Below are 10,600 nucleotides of genomic sequence, written 5' to 3'. Positions count from 1 at the left end.
CCACACTAGTGTATAATATTTTTAGGTGTAAATTTCTGTAGCATTCTATGTTTTCCGAAGTAGAGTATGTGTCTCATAATCCATTGGTGCCGTATTCGACTCACGGAAGTCCCACCAGAATTTGCAGCGATAGAACAAGCCCCGACAGGTGACTGCCGGGGCTTTTTTCGTACTGTCGTACAATCGCGGCATGACGATTGACGATTGACGAAGGATGAAACGAGATGACGGCGGAAGTGAAGATTGACGATATCGTGGTCGGTGACGGTAAGGCGGCGGCGCGTGGCGCGCTGGTGACGGCCCATTACCGGGGCTGGCTGGAAGACGGCACGGAGTTTGACTCGTCGCACAAGCGGGGCGAGCCTTTTCGCTGTGTGTTGAGCAATAACAAGGTCATCCAGGGTTGGATTTTGGGATTGAACGGCATGCAGGTCGGTGGCACGCGCAAGCTTTGGGTGCCGGCGGCGCTGGCGTATGGCGAACGGCAGGTGGGCTTGATACCGCCGAACTCCAATTTGATCTTCGAGATTGAATTGCTGGAAGTGCTGACGCGGGATTGATCGCTTGACGCGCAATCAGGCGGGTAGGGCGCTTGCGTTGACTCCGGTTTGTTGCGTGAGCAGTTGTTCGATGTCGGCGCGTAGCGCCTGCTGCGTGGGGAAATGGGCATAGCGCAAGGTCACGTAGCCGGCCAGCCTGAGCATGGCGTCGCGCTCCTTGTCCTGGCGTTCGCGGCCGGCGTGGCTGCGGTCGTCCAGTTCGATGACGGCGATGACGTTCAGTTGCTGGCTGCACAAGACAAAATCGGCCACCTTGCGGTCGAAACGGTTTCTGTTTGCCCGTCCCTGCGCCGTCACCAGTGCGGAAAATGCCACTTGCGCCAGCACCGTGCATTCCGGCAAGGCCGTCTGCAGCAGGTGGTACATCTGCTGTTCGCTCGCCGTCATGACGGGTTTTCTTTGCAGCCGCAGCGGCGCACGGGACTTCGCGTTCCCGCGCACGGCCAGCATGGCAAGGAACAGGATCACTGCCGCGATGGCGATCAGGACGGTGTAGGAAGGCATGGGCTGGCACCAGAATGGACGAGTCCTGATGGTACGCGAACAGCGGCGTGTTTTCGTGCCGCCGCCAGCGTATTTCAGGTGGTGCGCTTGTGGAAGATCAAGCCTGCTTCAGCTTGACTTGCATCATGTCCAGCACCGGCACGATGTCGTGCAGGCTGGCCACTTCATAGGTGGGGATGGCGGCCGAGGTGTTGGCCATGCCGTCCGGGTTGAACCAGCAGCTGGCTATGCCGTAGCGGTTGGCGCCCAGGATGTCGGCGTCCAGCCGGTCGCCGATGATGATGGTCGTTTCCTTGCTGAACGCGCGCGCCATATTGGCCGCGTATTCGAAGAAGCGCACGTCCGGCTTGGCGTGGCCGCATGCTTCGGAGGTGGCGACGAAGGAAATGTAGTCGCCCAGGCCGGAGGCGGCGATGCGGCGGTTCTGGATGGATTCGACGCCGTTGGTGATGATGCCCACTTCGCCGATGCGCGACAGCGTTTCGCACACTTGCTTGGCGCCATCGATGAGCACGACCGTGTCCGGCAGCGATTCCAGATACAGACGGCTGGCCAGTTCCGGGTCGATGGCGATGCCGTTCAGCGCAAACGTCTTGCGGAAGCGCTCCACCTTCAGAAAATCCTTGCTCACCTCACCCGTTTCGAAACGTTTCCACAGATCGACGTTGATCGCCTGGTACTGGGAAAACAGCGCGTCGATGCCGTTGCGCAAGCCCAGTTCATGCATGGTGTGCAGGAACGAGCGTTTTTCGGACGCCCGGAAGTCGAGCAGGGTATCGTCCAGGTCAAACAGGAATAGCTGGTAGGTCATGGTATGTATTGAAAGCGTGGAACTTGTCTTGCATCGTAGCACGTAGCGCTGAGTTCGGTTGGCCGTGCCCTGCGCGGGCGATCCGCTACAATCGCTGCCGGACCCGTCACTTTCACTTCATTCCTCTCATGACCCAGCTCTCCGTCAACGTCAATAAAATCGCCCTGCTGCGCAATTCGCGCGGCCGCAATTTCCCGGACCTGCTCGCGTTTTCCGCGCGCTTCCTCGACCTGGGCGCCGCCGGCATTACCTTGCACCCGCGTCCGGACCAGCGCCATGCGCGCTACGATGATGTTGCTCCGTTGCAGCGCCTGTGCGCGGAGCGGGGACGCGAGCTGAATGTGGAGGGCTATCCGGCGGCGGATTTTCTGGAGGTGGTGAAAAGCGCGCGCCCGGCGCAATGCACCTTGGTGCCCGATATGCCGGGCCAGCTGACGTCCGATCACGGTTGGGATATTGAACAGCACGCGGCGCTGTTGCGCCCCGTCATTGCGGAATTGAACGACCTGGGCATCCGCGTCAGCCTGTTCGTCGATGCCGACTACCCTGCGCTGGAATGGGCGCGCGAGGTGGGCGCGGCGCGGGTCGAACTGTACACGGAACGGTTTGCCGAGAGTTATGGCGGCGCGCAGGCCGATGCCGTATTTGACACGTATCTGCAGGCGGCGCGGCGGGCGCAGGCGCTGGGGCTGGGCGTGAATGCCGGGCACGACCTCGATTTGCACAACCTGGCGCGCTTCCTGGACATTCCCGGCATCCTGGAAGTGTCGATCGGCCACGCACTGGTGGTCGAGTGCCTGGAACTGGGCATGGACACGGTGCTGGGCCGCTACCTTGAGATATGTCAATCGTAGGGCTGCCGCACATCGAACGCGCTTGCCGCTTGCTGACCTTGCTTACCAGTCATTTCTGAATGGATTTTTGCATGTTTGACGCAACTGCGGGGAGTGGCTTGAGGAGTGGTATTGAGCGCACTATTTGCACTGAAAACTGACTATTTTCGTTTGCTGTGTAATGGCTGCAACGCACTGTTTGACGCCTGGCAAAGCCATGCGCAGGTAGCGTTCGGTACCGGCATACAGGCAGTCCACCTGAAACAGATACTCGGGTGCATCAAAATTGATGTCCCAGCGTTGATGCAAGGTGCCGTTGCGTGTCCATTCCTTGTCCGGGGCCAGGATAGGCAACGCTTCGCCAGCTGCTGGCGGCTGATGCGCCGGATAGGACAGCACGCGTACGCCATCGAGTTTGCTGGCCGGCAGGTTCCAGCTTGAGGGAGGCGCTTGCGGGCAAGACACGGACGCAATGGGGGCCGCGGCAGCTGGCCGCATCGCCGCGGCAGCGATGACCAATGTCGCCAGTGCGAGCGGCTTCATTCCACTACCGAATAGAGTTCGGGACGATTCGATGCCCCGGCCGCCGAACGGCCGAAGTAGATCACGCGGGCGCTGGGCTTGTGGTTACGCCACTGGTCGAAAATTGCTATGCCGCCAGGCACCCGGCGGATGAACAGCGCCGCAAGATTGCCCTGCCGCAGATCCTGATAGCGGCCGTTGACGAAGGTGGCAATCACTGTACCTTTCGCGATACCGCCTTGTTCCAGCAGATCCGGCACTTTATTTCCTTCGCGCCAAAGCGATGAGGCACGGGCGCCGGTGAGGTGCCTGACCAGGGTAACGCACTCGCCATTTCCCACGAACTCTTTTTGCTTTGCATAATCGGCACGCGCAATGTAGGGCATATCGTTGCTCTCTGTGGTTGATGATAGAGAGAGCGTATGCAAGGCGCGGGCAAGCAGCTTGATGTGTGCCAGAGCAATACAGAACATTGACATGTGTCATGGCCCCGCCTGGTGTACGGACAACCTTACATATCCACCCACCAGTTAAGCAAGGTTTCATCATCGTCGTCATCAAGGTTGACGTAGATGTTGGCGAAGTACCATTCCACGCCTGTTGCCTCGCGGAAGGCGTCGAAGGGGCCGTTGACATTGTAGATGCCGTGGTGTCCCGGCACGCTGAAGGTGAGGTTGCCCTTGTACTGGCCGTCCATGGTGCCGCCCAGCTGGCTTTGCACGTCGCGTTCGAGCTGGTCCACTGCTGCTTGCGGCACGTCGTCGGCGTAGATCTGGATGCAGAAGTTGCCGCCGCGCTTTAATACTTCGGCGGGGGCGAGCGGGTCGGCGATGCTGACGATGTCGCCGCGCGCCAGGTTCAGGGTCAGGCCGGGCGAGGCCAGCAGTTCGTAGACGTGCTCGTCAATCTGGCGCGCCGGCAGGGTTTCATACACGGGGCCGCTGGTGTTTTCGCCTGCCAGTACGCGGATGTGCGGCAAGCCTTCGCAATTGATGTCTTCCATTCATTCTTTCATAGTGCCGGCGCGATGCGTTGCGGGCTGTCCTGGGTTGGGGTTTATGGCAATATTGTACCGGGTACGTGCCGGCTGGCCAGGTACGCAACGGTGCATACGGGGAGATACGATGGAGAATGCGGTGCAGGCAGGCGGCTGCTTATGTGGCGCGGTGCGCTTCGAAGTGACAGGCGAGGGCAGCAATCCGCACAGCTGTTCCTGCCGTAATTGCCAGCAGCACACGGGCGCGCCGACGGTGGCGTGGGTGGAGTTTGCGCGCGATCAAGTGCGCTGGACGGGCTCGGCCGGCGCTCCGGCCACCTACCGTTCTTCCGAGTATTCCAGCCGGGCCTTTTGCGCCGCTTGCGGCAGTTCCATCGGCGCCATCGACGATGCGCCCACGGTGGCTTTGCTGGTGGGCAGTTTTGATGATCCCAGCCAGGCGGCCTTTGCGCCCGCATACCACGCGTTTGACGACGTCAGGCCGGGCTGGTGGCACGTTGACCTGGCCGTTGTCGCGCCCACTCCAGGCAATTAGGCGGCGCGTCAGACTGGCGGCGTGGCCAGGAAGGCGGGCAGGGTTTCCGCCGAGCGTGTAAAGGCGTGCACGGCCGGGTAGTCGGCCGGCTTGACGATATCGGGCGTTTCCAGCTGGGCGAAGCTCCAGCCGACGGCGATGGTCACGCCCGCCTGGTCGATGTTGCCCGTCTCGCCAGGCAGGGGCAGCTGCGCGCATTCCTGTTCCAGCGCATTCCAGGCAGCATGCAGTTGCATGCTGACCCGTTCCAGCCACGGCGCGTGTTGCTTGTCGAGCGGACGCAGCTTGCGTTCGTAAACGATCTGCACGGCTTTTTCATAGGCAGCCAGCGCCAGGCCCGTCAGGCGCAGCGCCCGCACGCTGTCGGCGAGGGTGGGGGCGGACATGTCCGGGCGCAGCAGCGATAGATAGTGCAGGATCAAGGTGGAGTCCATCAGCACTTGCCCGTCGTCCAGGACCAGGGTCGGCACCTTGATGACGGGGTTGATCTCGCGCACGGCATCCATGTTGCGGAACACGGACAGAGGCAAGTGCTCGTAAGCAATTCCCTGCAAGTGCAAACAGATGGCGACCCTGCGCACATAGGGCGAGTCGAGCATACCGATCAGTTTCATGGCCAGTCTCCGGGGAAGTTAGCGGGAATGCCTACGATACCCGCTTGCCTGCCCGTTTGCCAGCGTGGTGCTTAATTGTGTGCGCTGATGCCGCTGCGGAATTGTTCGAAACCGGCGCGCGCTGCCTTGTAGCAATTGCCGGCGGCCGCTTCCAGGCCTTCGCGATCGAGCACTTCGACCGTGCCGCGGCGGTACTGGATCAAGCCTTCGTCCTGCAGCTTGCGGGCCGTGACGGTGACGCTTTCGCGGCGCACGCCCAGCATGTTGGCCATGGTGTCTTGCGTGACCTTCAGTTCGTTCGACAGGGAACGGTCGAGGCGGTCCAGCAGCCAGCGGCACAGTTTTTGTTCGATGCTGCAATGACGGCCGCCCACCACGTTCTGTGCCATTTGCGCAAACATGGCGCTGGTGTAGCGCATCAGCAATTGCGCCAGCGCGCCGCCTTCATTGAACACTTCGCGCAGGAAGGCGGTTTTCAGGCGGTAGCCATAGCCGGCCGTCTGCACGATGGCGGTGCAGGTGGCGCGCTCGGCTTCGTACAGCACCACGCCGGCCACGCCTTCGCGGCCGATGACGGCGATCTCGGTGGTGGCGCCGTCTTCCATCACATACAGCAGGGAAACGATGGCGTTGGTGGGGAAGTACGTATATTCAATCTTGCCGCCGCAATCGAACAGGTGCTTGCCGGCAGGCAAAGCGACCAGTTCCAGTTGGCAAAACAGGCGCTCCAGATCGGCGCGCGACAATGCGCGCAGCAATTCGTTCTGTTGCGCGCCCGTGATGCTGATCATGGGCGTGGCCGGTGCGGCTTGCCAGTTGTGCTGGACAGCGGCGTGGCTATTCGTGGCTGGGGTCAGGTTGCTATAAGCTTTGTACATGGTAGGGCCTCGTCTTCTGATTTTGTTGGATGGCGCTGCTTTTCTGGCTTGCTAGCGTTGTGCTGAATCTTGTATCCACTATAGAAGCAGGGGGCGCCGGCGGGCATCGGATGAGCCGACGTGCTTATGTAGGCTAGGAACATTGCCTCGTGTCATCCGACTCCTACGCTGGTTTCTGCATTTTTTCCTTTGCACACAACGGTGTTGGGGCAGAAATACGCCACGCTGCCCGCTACCCGCGAACTTTGGCCGCCTGCCGCGGTCAAACCACTCTGCGCTGCAGTACGACGGTGATAAAATGTTGCCTTGTGGAAATTTTACTCATGGTTCGATAGGAGCCCTTGCTCGTCATCACTGAGCGCTTCCGCTTCCACCTGCCCTCACTGCCCGCGCCGTGCATGTAGTTGGCGCGCGCCTGCCTAGTCCCGTTTACCCGTTTAATGAAGGAACGCAACGCATGAAATGGTTTTTTGATCTGAAAATTGCCACCAAGCTGATCTTGTCGTTTGGCGCCGTGCTGCTGCTGACGGCAGCGCTGGGCGTATCGGCGATCTTTTCCATGGCGCGCATCAATAGCGCGTCGACGGACCTGTCCGACAACTGGATGCCCAGCGTGCTGGCGGCCATGTCCATGCGCAGCGATGTCAGCGATTTCCGCCGCTGGGAACTGGCGCACATGCTGGCCGCGCAGGATGCCGACATGGCGCAGAACGAAACGCGCATGACGGAAACGCAGGCCAGATTGAAGGCCGATGCCGACAAGTACCGCAGCCTGATTTCCGAACCGGGCGAGAAGGACGTGTTCGAGCGCTTCCTGGCGCTCAACGATGAATTCATGCGCCTGCACGCAACCATGCTGAGCCTGTCGCGCGAGATGAAGAAGGAAGAGGCGCGCGCGCTGGCCGTGGGACCGTCGGCCAAGGTCATGACGGACATGATGGCGGCTCTCGATAAACTGGTGTCGATTAACACGGACGGCGGCGTGCGCTCGAGCGCCAGCGCCGACGCAACCTATGCGGCCTCGCGCGCCAGCCTGATCGGCTTGGTGGTGGGCATCATCGTCATCGGCATGCTGCTGGCGCTGTGGGTGGCGCGCAGCGTGGCGCGTCCGCTGATCGAAGCCGTCGGCGTGGCGCGCCAGGTGGCGGCCGGCGACCTGACGGCGCATATTGTTGTGCGATCGCAAGATGAAACGGGGCAATTGATGCAAGCCCTGAAAGACATGAATGCCAGCCTGCAGAACCTGGTGGGCCAGGTGCGCGGCGGCACCGATACCATCGCCACGGCGTCGAGCCAGATCGCCGCCGGCAACCAGGATTTGTCGTCGCGCACGGAAGAGCAGGCCAGCTCGCTGGAAGAAACGGCGTCGTCGATGGAAGAGCTGACCTCGACCGTGAAGCAGAATGCGGACAATGCGCGCCAGGCCAACACCATGGCGCTGACCTCGTCGAGCATCGCCATCGAGGGCGGCAAGGTCGTCAGCGAAGTGGTGGGCACGATGGCGTCGATCAACGCGTCGTCGCGCAAGATCGTCGACATCATCGCTGTCATCGACGGCATTGCTTTCCAGACCAATATCCTGGCCCTGAATGCGGCCGTCGAGGCGGCGCGCGCGGGCGAGCAGGGACGCGGCTTTGCCGTCGTCGCCACGGAAGTGCGCAACCTGGCGCAACGCTCGGCCGCGGCGGCCAAGGATATCAAGGTCCTGATCGGCGATTCGGTCGAGAAAGTCGAGGCGGGATCGAAACTGGTGGACCAGGCGGGCCGCACGATGGATGACATCGTTGCCAGCATCACCCGCGTAACGGACATCATGAGCGAGATCACGGCCGCCAGCAGCGAGCAGAGCGCCGGTATCGAGCAGGTTAACCAGGCCATCGCCCAGATGGACCAGGTGACGCAGCAAAATGCGGCCCTGGTGGAAGAGGCGGCGGCAGCGGCCGAATCGATGCAGGAGCAGGCTGCCAGCCTGAGCGACGTGGTCAGCGTCTTCAAGCTCGACGTGGCCAGCGCCGCCGCAAGCCGGCCACGCGCGCCTGTCAAGGCTGTCAAGGCGCCGGCACCTGCGCCGCGTCAACTGGCCAGCACGGCGCGCCGCGCGGCGCCAGTGGATGAGTGGGAAAGTTTCTAAGGGCGCTTGCGCGGCTTCCTGACGCCCTGGGTGGCGGGCGCGGCAGCAGCTTGCTGGCGCTGCTGCCAGGCCCTCAGGGCTGCTTCGTAGGCGGCCAGGTCTTCCTGGTACATTTCCAGTACGCAAAAAGTGCAACCGCTGTGGCAGCACTCGTCATTGCCCGGTTTGCTGGGCGGCTGCGGTTGCGGATCGTGGGGTAAAGGCGGGGTGGGCATGGTGAGGGCAGGGCGGCGGAGCTGGCATCGGAGCTGGCATGATACGGCATCCCGGCGCGTCGTTGCTGGAACGCTTTTTGCTCAAAAATCACGGTTTCCGTGTACAGTTGCGGTGAATTAGGGTATCGTTTACAGCACTGATATTGTATCTTCTGCGCGCGATGTTCCGCCGGCGCGATCTCCGCCGCCATCGCAGCACATCTCTTCGACGCTCCCGCATACGCCATACAGCATGTCCCGGAGCACGGAGGTGCCGCAAGAACAATGATCCATGGCTTGCAAGACGGAGCTGCCTGTGCCCCGAAATGTTGTTTATTGAGAAAGCATGGCTTCCGCAGTGCGGAGGCACACCAGAAAATTTATGTCTGAAACCGAATCGACTCCTACGCCCAGCCCGGCGATTGCCCCTGACGCGGCGCCCGCCGCCGCTGCACCTGCACCTGCACCTGCACCTGCCGCATCCGCCGCTCCCAGCCTGACCTTTGCCGACTTCGGCCTCGCGCCTGAAATCCAGCGCGCCTTGACCGACCAGGGCTACACCCATCCGACACCGATCCAGGAACAAGCGATCCCCGTGGTGCTGCAAGGCCGCGATGTGATGGGGGCCGCGCAAACGGGCACCGGCAAGACGGCCGGTTTTTCCTTGCCGATCATCCAGTTGCTGATGGCGCATGCCAGCAGCAGCATGTCGCCGGCACGCCACCCCGTGCGCGCGCTGATCCTCACGCCGACCCGAGAACTGGCGGTGCAGGTGGCCGAAAACGTCAAGGCCTACGCCAAACACACGCCGCTGCGTTCGACCGTCGTCTTCGGCGGCATGGACATGAAGCCGCAAACCGTCATCCTGCGCGGCGGCGTGGAAATCGTCATCGCCACGCCGGGCCGCCTGCTCGACCATATCGAGCAAAAGAACATCAGCCTGAGCCAGGTGCAGATGCTGGTCATGGATGAAGCCGACCGCATGCTGGACATGGGTTTCCTGCCCGACTTGCAACGCATCATCAACTTGCTGCCGAAACAGCGCCAGAACCTGATGTTCTCGGCCACGTTCTCGCCGGAAATCAAGAAGCTGGCCGCCACCTTCCTCAACGATCCGTTGACGATCGAAGTGGCGCGCAGCAACCAGACGGCCGACAAGGTCACGCAAGTGGTCTACAAGGTGACGGAAGACCAGAAGCATGCCCTGGTCGCCCATCTGCTGCGCCAGCGCGATCTGAAGCAGGTCATCGTGTTTTCGAACACCAAGATCGGCGCTTCGCGCCTGGCCCGCGTGCTGGAGCAGGAAGGCATGAGCGCCACGGCGATTCACGGCGACAAGAGCCAGCAGGAACGCATGGCGGCGCTGGAAGCGTTCAAGAAAGGCGAGATCGACGTGCTGGTGGCCACCGACGTGGCGGCGCGCGGCCTGGACATTTCCGACTTGCCTTGCGTTATCAACTTCGACTTGCCGTACAACGCGGAAGACTATGTGCACCGCATCGGCCGCACGGGCCGCGCCGGCGCCTCGGGCGACGCCATTTCTATCTATTCGGATAAAGACGAGCGCTTGCTGGCCGATATCGAGAAACTCATCAAGCAAAGCATCAAGCGTGGTGAATTGACGGGCTTCAACCCGGCTCCCGCCCGCAGCGGCGACAGCGAGCGCCGCCCGGCGCGCCGCAGCGAAGCCGGCGAGGCGCGTCCCGCGCGCACCCCCGAGAGCCGCCATGCCAGCGACAGCCGCGACAGCCGCTCCGCCGAGCGTGGTGCGCGTCCCGCCTTCGGTCCCGGCGCCCGCCGCGAAAAGGCCGATCCCTGGTTCCTGAAGCCGTATGAGCCGGCCAAGGCGGCACCGGCAGCCGCCAGCATCGCGCCAGTGGCGGCCAAGCCGAAGCAGAAGGTGGCGGCGTTGCTGGGTGGGTTGTTGAAGCCGTAAAAGGCAGAGACCAATATTTATTTTCTCGTTGCTTGATGTAAAAAAAGCCTGAAACTCAGTTTCAGGCTTTTTTTTGCGATTGACC

Annotated in this window: 13 protein-coding genes; 5 read left to right on the top strand and 8 right to left on the bottom strand. The window is 61.8% G+C overall.

Features of this window, described 5'->3' with window-relative positions; all coding sequences use genetic code 11:
* Window positions 1–224: 224 nt before the first annotated feature.
* The gene (locus AC0V2Y_RS25435; protein WP_475416869.1) at window positions 225–560 is read left to right on the top strand and encodes an FKBP-type peptidyl-prolyl cis-trans isomerase; all 336 of its coding nucleotides are present in this window, start codon (window positions 225–227) and stop codon (window positions 558–560) included.
* 15 nt (window positions 561–575) lie between these two features.
* On the opposite strand, the gene AC0V2Y_RS25430 is transcribed toward AC0V2Y_RS25435, so the two are convergent.
* Together AC0V2Y_RS25430 and AC0V2Y_RS25425 are read right to left on the bottom strand one after the other, a co-directional pair.
* On the bottom strand, window positions 576–1,064 hold the full coding sequence (locus tag AC0V2Y_RS25430) for a DUF2726 domain-containing protein (RefSeq protein WP_475416870.1): 489 nt from the start codon (window positions 1,062–1,064) through the stop codon (window positions 576–578).
* 97 nt (window positions 1,065–1,161) lie between these two features.
* Window positions 1,162–1,875 carry a YjjG family noncanonical pyrimidine nucleotidase gene (locus AC0V2Y_RS25425; RefSeq protein ID WP_475416871.1) on the bottom strand — a complete coding sequence of 238 codons (714 nt, stop codon included), beginning with the start codon at window positions 1,873–1,875 and terminating at the stop codon, window positions 1,162–1,164.
* Between the two features lie 128 nt (window positions 1,876–2,003).
* On the opposite strand from AC0V2Y_RS25425, the gene AC0V2Y_RS25420 reads away from it, so the two are divergent.
* A complete protein-coding gene (locus AC0V2Y_RS25420; RefSeq protein ID WP_475416872.1) occupies window positions 2,004–2,729 on the top strand; it encodes a pyridoxine 5'-phosphate synthase in 726 nt (241 codons plus the stop codon).
* 120 nt (window positions 2,730–2,849) lie between these two features.
* Here the strand turns inward: AC0V2Y_RS25420 and AC0V2Y_RS25415 are convergent, their stop codons facing one another.
* Genes AC0V2Y_RS25415 through AC0V2Y_RS25405 form a run of 3 tightly spaced genes read right to left on the bottom strand, consistent with a single transcriptional unit; the run spans window position 2,850 to window position 4,233 of the window.
* Window positions 2,850–3,251: an STY0301 family protein gene (locus tag AC0V2Y_RS25415; protein ID WP_475416873.1), complete on the bottom strand. Its 402-nt coding sequence runs from the start codon at window positions 3,249–3,251 to the stop codon at window positions 2,850–2,852.
* Window positions 3,248–3,709: a BPSL0067 family protein gene (locus AC0V2Y_RS25410; protein ID WP_475416874.1), complete on the bottom strand. Its 462-nt coding sequence runs from the start codon at window positions 3,707–3,709 to the stop codon at window positions 3,248–3,250. The genes AC0V2Y_RS25415 and AC0V2Y_RS25410 overlap by 4 nt, the downstream gene beginning before the upstream one ends.
* 32 nt (window positions 3,710–3,741) lie before the next feature.
* Window positions 3,742–4,233, bottom strand: a complete 492-nt coding sequence (locus tag AC0V2Y_RS25405) for a DUF4265 domain-containing protein (RefSeq protein WP_121670366.1) — start codon at window positions 4,231–4,233, stop codon at window positions 3,742–3,744.
* 121 nt (window positions 4,234–4,354) lie between these two features.
* On the opposite strand from AC0V2Y_RS25405, the gene AC0V2Y_RS25400 reads away from it, so the two are divergent.
* Complete coding sequence (locus AC0V2Y_RS25400) at window positions 4,355–4,762, top strand: GFA family protein (protein ID WP_475416875.1); 408 nt, start codon at window positions 4,355–4,357, stop codon at window positions 4,760–4,762.
* 8 nt (window positions 4,763–4,770) lie between these two features.
* Here the strand turns inward: AC0V2Y_RS25400 and AC0V2Y_RS25395 are convergent, their stop codons facing one another.
* Both AC0V2Y_RS25395 and AC0V2Y_RS25390 read right to left on the bottom strand, forming a co-directional pair.
* Window positions 4,771–5,376 carry a glutathione S-transferase gene (locus AC0V2Y_RS25395; RefSeq protein WP_475416876.1) on the bottom strand — a complete coding sequence of 202 codons (606 nt, stop codon included), beginning with the start codon at window positions 5,374–5,376 and terminating at the stop codon, window positions 4,771–4,773.
* A gap of 71 nt (window positions 5,377–5,447) precedes the next feature.
* Entirely contained in the window at window positions 5,448–6,167 is a 720-nt protein-coding gene (locus AC0V2Y_RS25390; protein WP_035828139.1) for a Crp/Fnr family transcriptional regulator, read from the bottom strand.
* 544 nt (window positions 6,168–6,711) lie between these two features.
* Here AC0V2Y_RS25390 and AC0V2Y_RS25385 point away from each other — a divergent pair.
* The gene (locus tag AC0V2Y_RS25385) at window positions 6,712–8,385 is read left to right on the top strand and encodes a methyl-accepting chemotaxis protein (RefSeq protein WP_475416877.1); all 1,674 of its coding nucleotides are present in this window, start codon (window positions 6,712–6,714) and stop codon (window positions 8,383–8,385) included.
* Here the strand turns inward: AC0V2Y_RS25385 and AC0V2Y_RS25380 are convergent.
* Window positions 8,382–8,600 (bottom strand): oxidoreductase-like domain-containing protein, encoded by a 219-nt coding sequence (locus tag AC0V2Y_RS25380; RefSeq protein ID WP_475416878.1) that lies wholly within the window; start codon window positions 8,598–8,600, stop codon window positions 8,382–8,384. The two genes, AC0V2Y_RS25385 and AC0V2Y_RS25380, sit on opposite strands and share 4 nt — an antisense overlap.
* Window positions 8,601–8,961: 361 nt before the next feature.
* Here AC0V2Y_RS25380 and AC0V2Y_RS25375 point away from each other — a divergent pair, with 361 nt between their 5' ends.
* Window positions 8,962–10,515 carry a DEAD/DEAH box helicase gene (locus AC0V2Y_RS25375; RefSeq protein WP_475416879.1) on the top strand — a complete coding sequence of 518 codons (1,554 nt, stop codon included), beginning with the start codon at window positions 8,962–8,964 and terminating at the stop codon, window positions 10,513–10,515.
* Window positions 10,516–10,600: the final 85 nt, after the last annotated feature.

It is taken from the genome of Janthinobacterium sp. BHSEK (assembly GCF_056174685.1).
Note: the sequence above shows the minus strand (reverse complement) of the source record. Positions and strands in the feature narration are given on the sequence as shown.

What these genes read in the sequence shown, in the direction of transcription:
- AC0V2Y_RS25435 (WP_475416869.1), top strand. Translation starts at nt 225, where the DNA reads ATGACGGCGGAAGTGAAGATTGACGATATCGTGGTCGGTGACGGTAAG.
- AC0V2Y_RS25420 (WP_475416872.1), top strand. Translation starts at nt 2,004, where the DNA reads ATGACCCAGCTCTCCGTCAACGTCAATAAAATCGCCCTGCTGCGCAAT.
- AC0V2Y_RS25425 (WP_475416871.1), bottom strand. Translation starts at nt 1,875, where the DNA reads ATGACCTACCAGCTATTCCTGTTTGACCTGGACGATACCCTGCTCGAC.
- AC0V2Y_RS25415 (WP_475416873.1), bottom strand. Translation starts at nt 3,251, where the DNA reads ATGAAGCCGCTCGCACTGGCGACATTGGTCATCGCTGCCGCGGCGATG.
- AC0V2Y_RS25410 (WP_475416874.1), bottom strand. Translation starts at nt 3,709, where the DNA reads ATGTCAATGTTCTGTATTGCTCTGGCACACATCAAGCTGCTTGCCCGC.
- AC0V2Y_RS25405 (WP_121670366.1), bottom strand. Translation starts at nt 4,233, where the DNA reads ATGGAAGACATCAATTGCGAAGGCTTGCCGCACATCCGCGTACTGGCA.
- AC0V2Y_RS25375 (WP_475416879.1), top strand. Translation starts at nt 8,962, where the DNA reads ATGTCTGAAACCGAATCGACTCCTACGCCCAGCCCGGCGATTGCCCCT.
- AC0V2Y_RS25385 (WP_475416877.1), top strand. Translation starts at nt 6,712, where the DNA reads ATGAAATGGTTTTTTGATCTGAAAATTGCCACCAAGCTGATCTTGTCG.
- AC0V2Y_RS25400 (WP_475416875.1), top strand. Translation starts at nt 4,355, where the DNA reads ATGGAGAATGCGGTGCAGGCAGGCGGCTGCTTATGTGGCGCGGTGCGC.
- AC0V2Y_RS25430 (WP_475416870.1), bottom strand. Translation starts at nt 1,064, where the DNA reads ATGCCTTCCTACACCGTCCTGATCGCCATCGCGGCAGTGATCCTGTTC.
- AC0V2Y_RS25380 (WP_475416878.1), bottom strand. Translation starts at nt 8,600, where the DNA reads ATGCCCACCCCGCCTTTACCCCACGATCCGCAACCGCAGCCGCCCAGC.
- AC0V2Y_RS25390 (WP_035828139.1), bottom strand. Translation starts at nt 6,167, where the DNA reads ATGATCAGCATCACGGGCGCGCAACAGAACGAATTGCTGCGCGCATTG.
- AC0V2Y_RS25395 (WP_475416876.1), bottom strand. Translation starts at nt 5,376, where the DNA reads ATGAAACTGATCGGTATGCTCGACTCGCCCTATGTGCGCAGGGTCGCC.